This is a genomic window from Lysinibacillus sp. FSL W7-1291 (assembly GCF_038593415.1).
Taxonomy (GTDB): domain Bacteria; phylum Bacillota; class Bacilli; order Bacillales_A; family Planococcaceae; genus Lysinibacillus; species Lysinibacillus fusiformis_D.
Genome location: NZ_CP151994.1, coordinates 1,965,112 through 1,980,813, shown reverse-complemented (window position 1 = coordinate 1,980,813; position 15,702 = coordinate 1,965,112). Strand labels below are relative to the sequence as shown.

Annotated in this window: 18 protein-coding genes; 2 read left to right on the top strand and 16 right to left on the bottom strand. The window is 40.2% G+C overall.

The genetic code is table 11. The features are described from left to right. Positions 1-31: 31 nt before the first annotated feature. From NST76_RS09550 to NST76_RS09495, 12 genes are all read right to left on the bottom strand, one after another. Positions 32-424 carry a bifunctional adenosylcobinamide kinase/adenosylcobinamide-phosphate guanylyltransferase gene (locus tag NST76_RS09550; protein ID WP_342545089.1) on the bottom strand — a complete coding sequence of 131 codons (393 nt, stop codon included), beginning with the start codon at positions 422-424 and terminating at the stop codon, positions 32-34. After that, entirely contained in the window at positions 376-972 is a 597-nt protein-coding gene (locus NST76_RS09545) for a histidine phosphatase family protein (protein ID WP_249645782.1), read from the bottom strand. The genes NST76_RS09550 and NST76_RS09545 overlap by 49 nt, the downstream gene beginning before the upstream one ends. After that, positions 945-1,721: an adenosylcobinamide-GDP ribazoletransferase gene (cobS, locus tag NST76_RS09540; RefSeq protein ID WP_342545088.1), complete on the bottom strand. Its 777-nt coding sequence runs from the start codon at positions 1,719-1,721 to the stop codon at positions 945-947. Before cobS ends, NST76_RS09545 begins: the two co-directional genes overlap by 28 nt. A 21-nt stretch (positions 1,722-1,742) precedes the next feature. After that, on the bottom strand, positions 1,743-2,318 hold the full coding sequence (locus NST76_RS09535; RefSeq protein WP_342545087.1) for a bifunctional adenosylcobinamide kinase/adenosylcobinamide-phosphate guanylyltransferase: 576 nt from the start codon (positions 2,316-2,318) through the stop codon (positions 1,743-1,745). 13 nt (positions 2,319-2,331) lie between these two features. Then, the gene (locus NST76_RS09530; RefSeq protein ID WP_249645785.1) at positions 2,332-2,940 is read right to left on the bottom strand and encodes a histidine phosphatase family protein; all 609 of its coding nucleotides are present in this window, start codon (positions 2,938-2,940) and stop codon (positions 2,332-2,334) included. Next, a complete protein-coding gene (locus NST76_RS09525) occupies positions 2,937-4,031 on the bottom strand; it encodes a threonine-phosphate decarboxylase (protein ID WP_342545085.1) in 1,095 nt (364 codons plus the stop codon). The genes NST76_RS09530 and NST76_RS09525 overlap by 4 nt, the downstream gene beginning before the upstream one ends. Then, positions 4,018-4,974 carry an adenosylcobinamide-phosphate synthase CbiB gene (gene cbiB / locus NST76_RS09520; protein ID WP_249645787.1) on the bottom strand — a complete coding sequence of 319 codons (957 nt, stop codon included), beginning with the start codon at positions 4,972-4,974 and terminating at the stop codon, positions 4,018-4,020. Before cbiB ends, NST76_RS09525 begins: the two co-directional genes overlap by 14 nt. Beyond that, positions 4,974-5,654 carry an adenosylcobinamide amidohydrolase gene (locus tag NST76_RS09515; protein WP_058845014.1) on the bottom strand — a complete coding sequence of 227 codons (681 nt, stop codon included), beginning with the start codon at positions 5,652-5,654 and terminating at the stop codon, positions 4,974-4,976. The genes cbiB and NST76_RS09515 overlap by 1 nt, the downstream gene beginning before the upstream one ends. 203 nt (positions 5,655-5,857) lie before the next feature. After that, a complete protein-coding gene (locus tag NST76_RS09510) occupies positions 5,858-6,043 on the bottom strand; it encodes a hypothetical protein (protein WP_036117327.1) in 186 nt (61 codons plus the stop codon). A gap of 102 nt (positions 6,044-6,145) precedes the next feature. Next, entirely contained in the window at positions 6,146-7,507 is a 1,362-nt protein-coding gene (locus tag NST76_RS09505; protein WP_036117325.1) for an aspartate kinase, read from the bottom strand. A 377-nt stretch (positions 7,508-7,884) separates the two neighbouring features. Then, positions 7,885-8,136, bottom strand: a complete 252-nt coding sequence (locus tag NST76_RS09500; protein WP_342545081.1) for a hypothetical protein — start codon at positions 8,134-8,136, stop codon at positions 7,885-7,887. A gap of 115 nt (positions 8,137-8,251) precedes the next feature. Then, positions 8,252-9,004, bottom strand: coding sequence for a glucose 1-dehydrogenase (locus NST76_RS09495; protein ID WP_036117323.1), 753 nt, complete (start codon positions 9,002-9,004; stop codon positions 8,252-8,254). 203 nt (positions 9,005-9,207) lie between these two features. On the opposite strand from NST76_RS09495, the gene NST76_RS09490 reads away from it, so the two are divergent. Further along, positions 9,208-9,819: a TetR/AcrR family transcriptional regulator gene (locus NST76_RS09490; RefSeq protein WP_036117321.1), complete on the top strand. Its 612-nt coding sequence runs from the start codon at positions 9,208-9,210 to the stop codon at positions 9,817-9,819. A gap of 43 nt (positions 9,820-9,862) precedes the next feature. Here NST76_RS09490 and NST76_RS09485 read toward each other — a convergent pair whose 3' ends face one another. Continuing rightward, positions 9,863-10,321, bottom strand: coding sequence for a VOC family protein (locus tag NST76_RS09485; RefSeq protein WP_089932319.1), 459 nt, complete (start codon positions 10,319-10,321; stop codon positions 9,863-9,865). Positions 10,322-10,432: 111 nt separating this feature from the next. On the opposite strand from NST76_RS09485, the gene NST76_RS09480 reads away from it, so the two are divergent. Then, a complete protein-coding gene (locus NST76_RS09480) occupies positions 10,433-11,380 on the top strand; it encodes a WYL domain-containing protein (protein ID WP_089932321.1) in 948 nt (315 codons plus the stop codon). A gap of 146 nt (positions 11,381-11,526) precedes the next feature. Here NST76_RS09480 and topB read toward each other — a convergent pair whose 3' ends face one another. The 3 genes from topB to NST76_RS09465 all read right to left on the bottom strand — a co-directional run bounded on the left by topB (position 11,527) and on the right by NST76_RS09465 (position 15,692). Further along, positions 11,527-13,656, bottom strand: a complete 2,130-nt coding sequence (gene topB, locus NST76_RS09475) for a DNA topoisomerase III (RefSeq protein ID WP_342545078.1) — start codon at positions 13,654-13,656, stop codon at positions 11,527-11,529. Positions 13,657-13,902: 246 nt separating this feature from the next. Continuing rightward, on the bottom strand, positions 13,903-14,727 hold the full coding sequence (locus tag NST76_RS09470) for a sugar phosphate isomerase/epimerase (RefSeq protein WP_058844991.1): 825 nt from the start codon (positions 14,725-14,727) through the stop codon (positions 13,903-13,905). After that, entirely contained in the window at positions 14,724-15,692 is a 969-nt protein-coding gene (locus NST76_RS09465) for a DUF6005 family protein (RefSeq protein ID WP_089932327.1), read from the bottom strand. The genes NST76_RS09470 and NST76_RS09465 overlap by 4 nt, the downstream gene beginning before the upstream one ends. Between the last annotated feature and the right edge of the window lie 10 nt (positions 15,693-15,702).

Here is a 15,702-nt window from a genome sequence, read left to right as displayed (position 1 = left end):
CCTTCTCCTCTTTTCTATCTGAGTGTTTACCTTATTTCAGCTGTTCAGCCAATCCATACCAAATTCGTACAACTTGCTCTGCTTCCTTGAACAAAGCTTGGTATAAACGACCACATGTATCTCTTAGTAGACGTGCTTGCTTTTCCATCGGCACAACACCACGCCCCATATCCGTGACAATGAGCACTAATCTACATTGTTGTTCTAATGTCTGTACTGTTGCTAGCACCGTTTGAACCACTTGTTCATCTTCCTCCAAATTTTGTGTCACGAGCCATTTTTCTAAATTTTTTATGACGAGGACATCACAGGCTGGTGCCACCTCTGGTAATTCGCCATCAAGCATTACCATCTGATGCTGTTCATACAAACCCTTCACATAGTCGGTTTTGCCGTTATAGGCGCCTCCGATAAAGACATGCATCTTGCTCCCTCCTCCCAAGCCTTTCTTGAAAACGTTAAAACAAATTGTTTGTCATGTGGCACTTGATAGGACCAAAAAGGCTGCTCTGTTGGGGCAAAAGCAACGAGTAACGCACGAATGACCCCGCCATGAACAACTAAATAATAATGATCCTCATCCTTTGGTAAATGGTTGAAGCCGTCTATAACACGCGTTACAAAATCATCAAACGCTTCGCCTTGTGGTGGGGGCGTGTGAATCGGATCGTCAAGCCATGCACAATAATGGGCATTCATTTTTAATTCCTCATAAGTTTGCCCTTCAAACGCACCAAAGTTTGTCTCACGAAAGCGTGGCTCTGTCTGGTAGCTTGCATTCGGAAAATAATGAGCCGCTGTTTCTCGGCAGCGTAGTAAATCACTGCCATAAACCTTATCGACATTCGCATCTACAACAGCAAGCTCGGTTGTCGCTGCTAATGGTGCGTCCGTCCAACCAAGATAGCGCTTTTCTAAATTTTCTTTCGTTGGTGCATGCCTCATTAAGCACACAGTAACAATGTCACCCATAGCACAACCTCCATCCCTTCAATCGATGCACCTAGTAAATCACCTGATACGCCACCAAAATTACGCAACGTAAATTGGCGAAAAATAAAAAGTGCAATGGCTAAAACGATCACTAATATAATGGGTAGCAGAGAGAACTCAGTAAAGACAAATACAGCCGTTATAGCTAAGAGGAGCGATAACAGCAACCATATTTGCAATAGCTTGGCATTAATATGAGACTTAAAAAAATAGGCAAGGCCTTTTTCCTTGGAGCAGTGGAGTGACATAAAATAAAAGCTCATACCCACCCTCGTTAGAAATGGCACAAATAACACCATCCATAAAGCGAATTGCTGCTGTACAAATAGCTCATGTAGAATGACAAATTTACCCATTAATAAAAACACGACAGACAATACCCCGAATGCCCCTACACGAGGATCATCTAAAATCTCCAATCGTTTCTCTCGATCTCGATAAGAAAAATAGGCATCGCCCATATCGATAAAGCCATCTAAATGTAAACCACCTGTCCATAAAGCAAATAGCCCTATGACAATAAAAGCTAGCATCACTTCACTGCTTGCGGTCCACTGCGTGAGACTATACAGCACGGCTGCCACCGTCGTCCCCATCAAAGCCCCTATCCACGGTAAGCAAGCGAACACGCCTGTGATGGTGAACCTCGTTAATGGTAACTCTTTATGTACTGGCAAAACCGTAAAAAATTGAAATGCCAATAGCAGGCTATGCCAAAAATTTTTCATCGTCTTGCCCTCTTTCTCGATTTATTTCCACCTCTTCACAATACCGTCATTCATCTCATAGGCCTCCTGTGCCATTGCAACGAACCATTGATGGAATTGTCCGAGTGTTCGTCGGTATAATTCTACTTCATCACTATTATAAGGTGGCTCATCAAACAGTTCATTGGAGACAACAAAAAAAGTCATGTTCTTCTTTAGTAGTGACTGAATAGCCTGTTTAACAATCTGTAGCTTATTTTCTAAACACCCAGGCCGTTGTACACACGGTGTCCCACTGTCATAGCCTTCATAAAAAGCATTGGTCAGCCAAGTTGTGACGCAATCCCACAGCACCACATCCCCATCTTGAAGTGTCTCAAACACCTCTGCTATCGCATATGGGGCCTCCACCGTCAGCCATTGGATAGGCTGTGCCTGTCGATCTGCCTGATGACGATGAATCCGCTTCTCCATTTCACGATCTACAGCAAGACCAGAAGCCAAATATATCAAACGTTTTGCAGTACTAAACTGCGTTTGATATTGCTGCATCGCTGCTTGCTCAGCAAAATGAGATTTACCACTACGCACACCACCTGTAATAAAAATGAGTGGCATTTTCAGGCACCTCCTATTGTAAATGATGCAAATTACCGATATCTTGGACAAGCCATTGTTGAGCTTGTCGTTCAATCACTGTCACACTCGTCCCATGAATATATGGCGCTGCCCACAGCTCACTAATGCTACGCTGTAAAATAGCGTTGATAATACATTTAATGGTGACGGCATGAGAGACAATGAGGATTGATTCATCCCGATATTGGGCTGCTATTTTTTTGAGTGTAAACATCGCTCTTTCTGTCACAGCGCCAAAGCTTTCGGTATGAGTAGCAATAAACTGTGCTGGATAGTTTGTATATAGCTCATAATCCAGCTTATTCGTCGCCATTATTTCCTCAATGGTATGACCTTGCCATTCCCCTAAATAGATTTCTCGTAAATCATCTTCATAGGCAATAGGCAGCTGGCGATTGGCTGTGAGAATAGCCATCGTCTCCCTCGCACGACCACTTGAGCTACAATAAGCAGCAGCAAAAGGGATTTGTTGCAGTTGCTTGTGTAGCCGTTCAGCCGCTGCTCTACCGTTTTCTGTTAATGATGAATCCAGCCACCCCTGTAGTCGTTGCTCTTGATTCCATTGTGTTTCCCCATGTCTTACTAGATAAAAAGTTGTCACTTTTCTCTCCCCTTATTTGCGCTAAACCAAGCTTGCAGACAATTATGTAAAGAAGTCATGGCCGCAATATCTTTTATTCCAATACGGAACCATTCACCCTGTAAACCTTGAAAATTTTTCGTATGACGCAGAACAATACCTTGTGCTAGACAATAGGTGAAAAAGGTATCTGCCTGCTGTGTTTTTGGTAGTGAGAAGCACACATAATTGGTAACGCTATTGGTTACTTGACAGCCATTTTCTTGTAAATAACGATGCAGCCATTCTCTTTGCGCTGTCGCATAGCTAATGGCTTGCTGACAATAATGCTGTTCATCTAAACAGCTCGCACCAATAACAAGCGCAAAGGCATTTAAATTCCAATGAGGCAGCATGTCCTTTAAAGTGCTCACAATGGAAGCATGTGCAACTAAATAACCTAGACGTAAACCTGGAATCGCATACATTTTAGTCATCGAACGTACGACAATGACATGCGGTTGTTGTGTACTATTATGAATTAGCGAATACGCCTCATCTACCCAATCCATAAAGGCTTCATCAATGACAAGCTCACAGTTAACGGCAGCTCCATGCTCTATTAAGGCAAGTAAATCTTCTTTTTTCGGCAGGACGCCCGTCGGATTATTAGGTGTACAAATATAAACTGCGTCTGCCTCCATCATTTCATGCTGTAGCTGCTCCATAGGTAATGTGTACTCGATGAAGTCTGTCACCAAAACGGGCATAATATCAGCACCCACTGCACGCAATGTTCGCTCATATTCAGAAAAAGTCGGATGCACAATGATGACACGCTTTTTCGCATAGCGTCTTGCTAGCACACTAAAAAGCTCTGAAGCCCCGTTACCTAATAGAATCGTATCCTTTGCCACTTGATGAAAAGCTGCAACCTTCGTTAAAAAGGGCTCTCCATCAGGATCTGGATAACGTTGAATTAGCGGATAAAATGTACGCCACCGTGCCTCCACAAAGGATGGCGGTCCCGCGGCATTCACATTTTCACTAAAATCATACACTACTTCAGGCATAGTTAAGCCTAATTGCTGATACACATTATGCGGATTTGCTCCGTGATTAGGTAATGGCATAAATGAACACCTCCACTGCTAGCATGACAAGCGTAAAGAGAACTGTGGCAATACGCATATGAAGAATAGATGTAGCAATATGCTCCTTTGTTAAAGGAACTAATTTTTCTCCCATAATTGCTCGATGAGAGACAACTCCCTTATATGTATTTTTTCCACCGAGCTGTACACCGAGCTGCACAGCCGTCGCTGCCTCTAAATAGCCACTGTTTGGGCTTGGATGCTTTTTCGCATCCTGTGCCCATCGCTTTAAACGCTTGCCAAGCGAATAATTTGTTTCATTTTTTGTGCCAAGCACAATTAGCAAGCCTGTAATACGACTTGGAATAAAATTTAGCACATCATCAAGCTTGGCAGAGAACATGCCAAAGTCTTTGTATTTTTCATTTTTATAGCCGACCATCGAATCTAATGTATTGACAGCCTTATAGCCCCATAACCCAATTGCCCCAAATAAAAAGGCATAAAAGAGCGGTGCTGTCACGCCATCGCTTGTATTCTCAGAAACCGTTTCTACCACACCACGCACAATTTCATCTTCATCCAGCTTCTCGGTATCACGTCCAACAATCCACGACAGCTTGACACGCGCTTCCGCAAAATCACCTTTGACAAGCGGCTCATAGACAGCCATTGCCGCCTCCTTCAAGCTACGCTGTGCCAGTCCAATCCCAATGAGAAGCCCTTCTACTAGAATGCCAAAAATGATACTTACCTGATAACTAAGGAGCAGAATCAATGTCACTATAAACATGGTCGTCCCAACAACAGCAAGTGCCATCACCATCCCACGCAGCTTTCGCCATTTGCCCTTATTCCATAGAGCTGTTTGCGATTGAATCAAATGTCCAATCCAGCGTACAGGATGGGGAAGCTTTGGAGGGTCTCCTACTAATAAATCGAAAACAAGCCCTATGATACAGGCAATTACGATAGCAATCATCAAGCTCTCTCCTCTTTATCTTTTTTGTATTTCCTTACAGCCTCACGCATCGTTTCATAGACGCCATAGCCAATGACCTTGCCGAGCATCGTAATGGGGCCTGCATACTGATGGTAGTCCCCCTCTTCTGTGGAGGCAATTAGCAAGCTATCGGTAGAAGTACCTGTAGCTTGCGTACCTGTTGTTGGGTCTGTAATAGCTTCATCCACTAACGCCTTCACCTTGGCTTCTGTTGTTGAAATCATTGCCTGAAATAGTGCTTCATCCGATAGCTTTCCGTTGATGAGCACCCATGTATTAATCGTCCCTGCATGGTACTGCTCCTCCCGATGAAAAGCACGTGTAATATCGACCGCATTACCTAGCCCCGCAGTAATCATAACGACAAGTTGGATGCCTTCAAATGTAAAGTCGCGAATGGTCGCAAATTGGGCCTGAACGGCCGTCATCATGGCTACAGTGTTGTGGGGCGGAAAGCCCTGTGCCTGCAAAAATTGCTGTAATTCCTGATGGGGTTGCCGTTCATCATAAGTAATGGGTACTGTTCGATTCATGAGATGCGTATAATGTCCAAAGCCTGGATTATGCATGGCGGAGGATACGACCTTCATAGGTGAAGCTGTTTGAAGAGCAACATAATGATCAAATAGTTGAATATGGTCTTTCGTCAGTATAGGCATTTCATCGCCTCCTCGCACGAGATAGTTACGGAACATAAAAAAACAAATTCTTACAAAGAAGAATTTGTACTGTCGATTCTTTATTCAAATTTGAACCTTCTGAACGTATGTACAGAATAACAACTTCATAATACTCAAATTATTTATTTTCTTTGAAATTGTATCATAACTTTGGCTATTGTCACAATTCCAATTTCAAGGCGTTATTGTTGCTTTTGTTTGAGATTTTTAAAGCGGATCACAGAGCCTATAATAATAAAGACCCAGCCAATGCCAATGTAAACAATTTTCATTGTTTTGGTCGATGACGGTAAAATATCCATAATCGTTAAACAGACAAAAAGTATCCCAAGGATGGAGAAAAGCATCCCAATTGTTAAATTCTTCACGAAAAACCCTCCCAACTTATGTACGCCCTCGATTTTACCGTATTCTAAGCAAAAAGAAAACACTAATCCAAGCAAGAAACACTTGGATTAGTGATGATTGTGTCATTTTGCTTTCGCATGAGCAAAAAACTCTTCATATAACGCTTGTAAAATACGGTTTTCATATTCCTGAAGGACCCCAAATACGAGGCTGACTTCAGAAGAACCTTGATTGATCATTTCAATATTTGCGCCAGTTTCTGAAATCGCTGTGGCAGCACGGGCAGCTAAACCTGTATTATGACGCATCCCTTCGCCAACAATCACGATCATCGAAAAACCGTGACGCATTTCTACATACTCAGCATGTAGCTCTTCTTTCACACGACTAATAATACGTGCTTCATTTTCTGGAGTTAGTTGATTTGAACGCATGATGACAGAAATATCGTCTAAGCCTGACGGTGTGTGTTCATAAGAAATATTCTCATCTTCTAAAATTTGGAGCAGCTTTCGTCCAAAGCCTACTTCACGATTCATCAAATATTTAGAAACATATAAAGTTGAAAAGCCACTGTCTGCCGAGATTCCTGTAACGGGACGACCTGTTGCAGGACGGCTTGGTACGATACGAGTACCTGGGGCTAATGGATTATTTGTATTTTTTATGTTAACGGGCACCCCAATCTTGTAGACAGGCATTAACGCTTCATCATGGAACACTGAAAAGCCTGCATATGATAATTCGCGCATTTCGCGATACGTAATTTCTTTAATTTCCACTGGATCATTGACAACTTTCGGATTCGCAGAGAACACACAATCCACATCCGTAAAGTTTTCGTACAGCTCCGCTTCAACGGCTGCTGCTAAAATGGAACCTGTAATATCAGAGCCACCGCGGTCAAATGTTCGCAATACGCCCGCTTTAGTGTAACCGAAGAACCCTGGGAACACAATAATTTCTTTTGTATCTTTTAAAGGGGCTAAATTAGCATACGCTTCGGGTAAAGCAAATGTGCGTTCAGGCAAATCATTGACCACTAAACCTTCTTTTGGACTAATGTAGCGTGCGGGCATACCAATGGCATTAAAGTAAGCTGCTATCAGCTTGGCATTATTATCTTCACCTGCTGCTTTAATACTATCGATGAATAATTCCACGTTCGTTTTGTCACCTTGTACACGTTCACGTAAATCTTCCGCAATTACGTCACAAATGGCATGGTCTAATCCCAAACCATCTGCAATCGCTCGAAAACGATTCACAACAGTTTGCAATTTTTCTTCCGTATTCTCATGTTGTAACGCTGCATTTGCTAATTGTATTAATAGGTCTGTTACTTTTATATCGTCATCAGAACGTTTCCCTGGTGCTGAAACGGCAACAATCTTACGTGCCGGATTAGATTTCACAATGTTTGCCACTTTTTGAATTTGTTCTGCACTTGCTACAGATGTTCCACCAAATTTACACACGATCATATCTATCAAATCCTAACTTTTCAAATTAATTGTATTCCTCCAAAAAACAATTGAATGTACACAGTGTACAAATTATCGTTTCCTACGTCAATACAATTTAAAAAATTCACGCAATTTATCGAGAAATATGGACAATTTTCGTACTGTTTGATTTATTATACGGATTTCGCATGAAATAGTTAAGGTTTTTATGAATTTTTTTTCGTGACATTCACATATTCGTGAAATTTTCCATTTTGACTTTCTTCTATATAATGAAGAAAACGCTTACTCCAACTATGATATGCACAAACAGCCACTATGTTTGTGCTATTTTATATGTAAAAAAGACGACTTGAGCAGAGTTCTAACGCTTGATTTCAAGGGCGTTATCTCATTCACAGAGTTTCTTGCCCTTCCACGAGGATTCCTCTTCCCTCCGCGAGTATTTCTCTTCCTTCCGCGAGTATTCCTCTTCCCTCCGCGAGTATTCCTCTTCCCTCCGCGAGTATTCCTCTTCCCTCCGCGAGTATTCCTCTTCCCTCCGCGAGTATTCCTCTTCCCTCCGCGAGTATTCCTCTTCCCTCCGCGAGTATTCCTCCTCCTTCCGCGAGTATTCCTCCTCCTTCCGCGAGTATTCTATTAATCATTGAAGTTCTCGCTCAATTGCTTGGATGCAACAATCTTTCATGAGCAGCTGCCTTCCTCTACATAAAAAAACTAGGCTCACGTTATGTGATGCCTAGTTTTACTTGTGCTATTGGATTACATGGCTGTCCAGCCACCATCGATCACTAGCTCTGCGCCTGTCATGAAACGAGATTCGTCAGATGCTAGGAAGACTACACCATAGGCTACATCTTCCGGTTCACCGAAGTATGGTAGTTGTGTGTAAGTTTGATAGAATGGCAGTGCGCCCCCCTCTACCATTGTCGGTGCTGTCATCGGTGTGACGATAATGCCTGGGTGCACAGAATTCACGCGAATTTTATCTTTGCCGTATTCGATAGCAGCTGATTTAGAAAGTACACGCAGCGCACCTTTTGCTGCTGTATAGGGGCTTGTACCAGCCATCCCAACGATTCCACCAATGGAAGAAATATTAATGATTGAACCGCCGCCCGCTTTTTGCATTTCAGGAATCACGTATTTCATACCAATAACACAGCCATTCAGGTTGATATCCATAATTTTATTCCATTCAGCCATTTCCATGTCAGCCATCGTTTTTGGTGATGAAACGCCTGCATTGTTGACAAGAATATCGACTTTGCCGTAAGCCTTTACAGCCTCCGCAATTACTGCTTTCCACTCGTCTTCTGAAGTGACATTATGTGAAAGCCCCATAATTTCTCCACCATTTTCTTTAATTTCTTTAACTAAGTTATGCAATGGCTCGATTTGCACATCTGTTGCAATTACCTTTGCGCCTTCTTGTGCGAATAATTTTGCTTCGGATGCACCCATCCCCATTGCTGCTCCTGTAATAATTGCTACTTTCCCATTTAAACGACCCATAATAAAAACTTCCTTCCTTCTATATAAATGAACAATTCGTGAACACGTTAACAACTAGTTGTATTATCGACACTGTGTCGTTAATATAATTATAACTCGCTATTTAAAAAGGGCAAACAACACAAAAACCTGTTATGATGCTTACACAACATTCACAATAAATCTGTTGTTTAAATAGAAAATTTGATACAAGGAGCATAAAAATGTCGAAAAAAATGGACCCCCGCGTCATCCGAACACGCCAATTATTAAGAGATGCACTGGTGGAATTAATTGATGAACAAGGCTATGAGAAGATTACAGTTCAAGATATTACACAACGAGCCACATTAAATCGTGCCACTTTTTATTTACACTACCGTGATAAGCTGGACCTTCTCTATCAAAGCTCAGAAGAAACTTTGCATGAGCTTGTCAGTAGTATTCGTCCAAACTTTGAGGAGAAAAAGGATTTTGATTTATTACCAAATTATGACCAGCCTCACGAGACATTTATGCATTTATTTGAACAAATAGCGCTGAATAGTAAGCTTTATAAGGTTTATCTCACGGAAAAGAATATCCCTTATTTCTCTGATGGTTTGAAAAACATTATTATCAATTTCGTCTCAAGTGGCATTCAAATTATGGAGCCTAACGATCAAAAGCTAACAGTGCCCCGTGAGATGGCTGTACGGTTTTATGCCGCTGCCTTTCTTGAAGTGATTGTTTGGTGGTTGGAACATGATATGCCGTATACACCAAAATTTATGGCGACCCAGCTCATGCGTATTACCATTAAAGGGCCTTATATTGACAACCCCTTTGAAAAGTAAAGAAGATTTGGGTATAGGTTAAGCCCATACCCAAAGGACTTACCTATGCGCCATTTAGTAATCTTTCATCAAACATTAATTGTATTTGAATGCCGAACGGGTCTTCGATAATGCCATAAGCTTTACTAAAAACATTACTGGATAACGGAACAATGATTCTTACTCTTTCATCTGACGTTAAGCTCTTATAAAAATGCTCCATTTCTTCTAGGTCTGCGCTCTGTATACATAATGAGGAATGATTTCCTACTACATAGTGTTCCGTAACATCCATTGTAGCTTCTGCTAGCATTAGCTTTGTTTTGCCAATTAATAAAACAGCATGTGCTATATACTGTTTATTTTCTTCTGTAAGACGCATTGTCTTGTCACGTTTTGCCATATCCTCATATGTCACAAGCAACAGTTCCTCCGCATTCAAATGTTCTTTGTAAAATTGGACAGCTTCTTTTGCCTTTCCGTTCATGGATAAAAAAATAGCGACTTCAAGTGTGGCACTCATCGTATCAATCTCCCTTAGTAAAATAGTTAGATAATAACTCCATTGATATTACCTAACCCTTATTTTAGAATATAAAGGTATCAAAACATGACACCTTTTAAGGAGATAGCCATGAAAAAATCAGAACGACTTAATGATATGATTAGATACTTAAATGGTCGGGAATTTTTTAATTTAACGGATTTAATGACTACCTACAGCATTTCTAAAAGTACAGCGCTACGTGATGTTCATTCTTTAGAGCAATTAGGCATGCCGATTTTTGCTGAACATGGAAGACATGGACGGTATGGCATCTTAAAAAACAGGCTATTATCCCCTATTGTTTTTACATTGGATGAGGTATATGCTTTGTACTTTGCTATGCTCACATTAGAATCTTACCAATCAACACCTTTTCATCTAAGTGTTAATCAATTAAATGAAAAATTTGAAAGCTGTCTGTCTAAACATCAAGTAGAACAGATGCATCAAATGAAAAAAGTCCTGCAATTTGAAGCTAACCAGCATCATCATATTAGTCTTTTTTTAGATAAGATTTTAATGAGTATTCTTCATGAATATAGCTGTCAATTTCAATATCAAAAAAATAATGAGCCAAAAGATTACCATGTTCAATTTTTCAAAATATCTGCTAAATTTGGGCAATGGTATGTAACTGGCATAGAAGTGGATACGAAGAAAGTGAAGGTTTTCAGATGTGATAAAATAACGTCCATTGAAGTAATAGATAGTAGCATGCACTTTTCTCTAGACGCACTAATCAATCGGTCATTAGAAATGGATCAACCAAAGAAACGTATTGCATTTGAGGTAGAAATTTCAGCACAGGCAAAGGATATTTTTTATAAAGAACATTACCCTTCTATGACACTAGAAATGGATGATAAAACTGTAATTAAGGGCTTTTACAACCCAGGAGAAGAAACATTTATCGGCAATTATTTTATGAGGTATGGTCAGCATATTATCTCCGTGAAGCCCAAAGCATTACAACAAATAATCCAAGACCAAGTAGAGAATCTCCTTCATCACTATCAAAAATTAACCTCACATTAGCCCATAAAAAATCCCGAACTATATGATTTGACTAGCTCGGGTTTTCTGTCTATATTGCTCGATCCACATAAGACTGTTAGCAAAAGCTATAAAATGAATTCAATTGATCAGTTTTTTTGCACCATAGATCATAAAGCTCCCCCGCTTTACTTTTCATTAAACTCAAATTCAATTTTCCCTTCTACCAAACGGAGTGACGCATTAAATTGTTTGCCACTCTTTGATTTAAACCCTTTCATCACAGCTGTTTTACCAATCTTACATAAATCATGAATATTCTTCTCCGTTAGTTTTTTTCCTAATAGCCTTCCTGGAAACGTTTGCTTACAACCATTTTTATAATTCGAACAACCGTAAAAACTTTTACGCAAACCTATTTTTCCTACTTTACATGTCGGACACATCACAATATCTTTCACAACAGCTGGTTTAAACTGCTCCGCTTCAATTGTAAGTGACTCTAACTGTTTAGGCACTTCCGCTATTAATTGATTAATAAACTTGCCTATGCTTTCAATAAAATGTTTGGCTGACCCTTCTCCATGACCAATTTTATGTAAATAAATTTCCCATTTTGCCGTCATCGATGGACTTGACAGTAATGTTCCTTCAATTGCTCGACATAAAAGCGCACCCTTAGGCGTAATACTCACGATATTTTTTCGTACTTCAATAAATCCATGCTTTTTAATCGTCTCGATAATGCCACTACGAGTTGCTTCCGTCCCAATACCTTCAATCGACTTCAGCACCTCGATTTCCTCTTCATCCTCAACCGATTTACCACATGTTTTCATCATCGTAATGAGTTGACCTTCTGTATAAGGCTTAGGAGCCGTTGTCGTGCCTTCTAAAATAGAAACCTTACTTTGTACCATCTCATCTTGGAAAACAACAGGTAACGACTCTTCACGCTCCTGCAACTCTTTCTCATTTGAAAACAATTCTTTCCAACCTTTTACAAGCTCTGTTTTCCCTACCGTTTTAAACGCAACGTTTTTGACATTCGTTATGATCGTTTTTTCGTCGTATTGATAATCTTGGTGAAACATAGCGAGTGTCGTATTGACGATTTCAAAATAAATATTTCGTTCATCCGCATTCATGGATTGTAACGCTTTTTCTGTCGGCACTTTTTTCGTTGGGATAATAGCATAGTGCTCCCCAACGTTGGCACTATCGACGTAGCGTTTGTTATTCCCTCGGTTGATTGCATGAAATGACTTTCCCACGAGCTGCTGATAGTTGGCCAATGAGTCATTTAAATAGGCAAACTCATGATGTGTAATGAGCTGAGAATCAGTACGTGGATAAGAAACGAGCTTTTTCTCATAAAGTGATTGCGTAAGTTTCAACACATGCGATGGACTGTATTTCCAACGCTTATTGGCAGCAGCTTGTAATGTTGATAACGCATGTAGTTTAGGTGGTGCGATCCGCTTCGTTTTATTCGTTACACTTGTAATTAGACCCGTATCCAGCGGTTCAATCCCATGCTGTTGCAATAATTGCACAGCCTCTGCACGCTCTTTCGTTTTTAAATTTGCCTTCCCTTTATATATACCATTTTGTGCTTTGAAAACCCCTTCAATTTCATAAAATTTTTCAGGCTTGAAATGTTCGATTTCCTGCTGTCTTTTATAAATTAAATAGACGGTTGGTGATTGCACACGTCCGATGGAGATACTGCCCCTAAAGCCCTTTTTTTGTAAAAGTAGCGTATAGAGGCGACTACAGTTCATCCCTACTAACCAATCGCTAATTTGACGTGTTTTTGCTTCTTGGTACATGAGCAAATCACGCTCATTACTTTGCATATGATTAAAACCTTTTCGAATTTCCTCAACCTCTAATGAATTGATCCATAATCGTTTAACAGGCTTGTTGACTTTCGTCATTTTTAAAAGGGAGTAGAAGATATTTGAACCCTCACGTTCACTATCGCAGCCATTATAAATCATGGTTACTTGCGGATCATTAAAGATTTTTTTGACTGCATGAAATTGTGTATACATTTTAGAGACAACTTTATCTTCAAATTTTTGTGGAATGATCGGTAATGATCCCAGTGACCATTTCTCCCATTCCTTCTGATATTCTTTTGGTTCCTTTAATTCAACAAGATGACCCACTGCCCAGGTAATGACTGCACCATTAGGAAAAGTTGAACAAGGTTCCAGTTCAATAAATGTTTTCTCTTTTTTCTTTATTTTAAATGCATCTGCATAAGCCCTTGCTTGAGATGGCTTCTCTGCCAAAATGGCGATTTTCCCCATTGATCATCACATCTTCTTTAAAATAGTTTCGTAGCTTTTCTATAAAAACATAAAACTCAACTAATCAGATTAGTTGAGTTGATGGTGAATACCTTACTACTATTTTACTTTAAACAATTAAAAATATCACTTATTAAAATCTATGAACTAAAATGACCCTTCAAATCGAGGAATCAGGCTGCTGTGATTTAACCAACTCAGCAGCCATATACCCCATCATCATTGCTGGGTATAAACAGCCTTACACTATATTTGCACCAACTGCAACGCCTTCTTAACCTCTTGACTATCTTTTGCTAATACGCTCATCACATTCGATCCAAACCATTCCAATGATGCATCTACCTCCATCGTTGAAACTGCTTCTGCTAGGAATTCACCATAATCAATAGCACCTTCAAACAAAGGAACCATTCCTTCCCTAGACCCTGCTGCCGCATACACATTGTTTGGTGAAAAAACATCTAGTTGAGCACGTGAGGCAATATTTTTAAAATGAAAATGTGAGATATAAGGACGTAGTTGCTTCATGGCGACAATCGGGTTCATTCCTGATTCCCATATATGTAAAACGTCAAAGTTCACTCGTAGGCTTGAGTGATTCGTTTCTTCAAGTAACTGCATGGTTGAAGGTAGATTATCTGTTAATGTATTTGGATGAGTTTCTACCAGCAAGTTTTGTCCTTGTGACTCAAGATAATCACAGAGCATTGTAAGTCTGACAATAAGTTCTACCCTTTCTTTCTTACTCGTGTCTGAGCTGCCTTGCTTTCCTACAAATGTACGAATTTTATTTGTTCCCCAGCGCTTGGCAAGTGCAGATAATCTTTCTGTTTCAGCCATCATCTCCGAAACGGGTGCATCTAATGGCAAATAATCACTAAGCATGCTCGTTTCCAAACCGTAGGAGCTTAGCCAATCTGCTCCATAATGAGGTTCATCTGCCAAGTTCTTTGCATGAATGCCCCAGAGCTCGATTCCTTGAAAGCCTTGTGTTTTAGCAAATTGAGCTAATTGCTCCATCGAGTGGAGATGGTGCCGAAATGAGATTGTACAAATTGATAGTTTCATAACATGACCTCTTTCTTGTGCTGTAATGTTAACCATGCTTGAAAACATTCTTGTAATCCTTGCTTGATTTTGAACTCAAGCTGATTTTGTTCTTCTAACTTCACAAAAATATTTTCCACCAATAACAAATCTTGCGTCATCGCCAGCTTCATCGCTCGATACTGAATCGTTGTATAGCCAGTCACTAGACGCTCAATTTCATCACACCATGTGTCAAAGCCTTCCTCTTCTCGCCCAAGTGCTTCCCAAAAAAATGCAAATGCATGCTCATATGCATACTTTCTAATCGCGATAACTGGCAATTGCTTTAAGGCCGTCGGTAGTTTTGACAGACGTTCTTTTCCTGCGATAGACTTTTTCATAATTTCGGTAACGGCATCTGTCAACGGATTACAATCAAGCTTGATGCATGTATTAAAATAGGCTTCAACCGTCTCTGTAGTAGGAGCAATAATCGTCTCAGAATCAAAGTAATAGCCACCTTTGACAGTTGGCTCTTGGATTGCAGCTAAAATTCGCTCCTTCGGTAAAATTCCTTCCCAGCGAAAATCAGGGTCATACATAAACCACTCTTCTTCATTTTCGGTCGATTCTAGCATCACATAATGAGGGAATGGACGTTGATGAAATTTATTCTCTCGCTCTGGCAGCATCGATAAATCCAGCATCACCATCACATGCTGATGTGGCGATTTATTCTCTACTAGCCCTAGCAATTTGTTTATATTTTCTTGTTTAGACTGCTTTTCGTCATACCATTTGTAAAGCTTGATGCCATAGAGCATTTCATACCATGTTTGAAAGAAATCATGATCGATTTGATCAGAATGGTATGTTAGCACACCATTATCAAGCACATCAAAATCAGCGTCCCATACCCCAAAATAGTAGGGCCTATGATCGACACCTTTCGTTTTCTTAATAACCTCACAAACACAGCTTACAAAACAATGAACTTTTATCATTTTTGGCCTC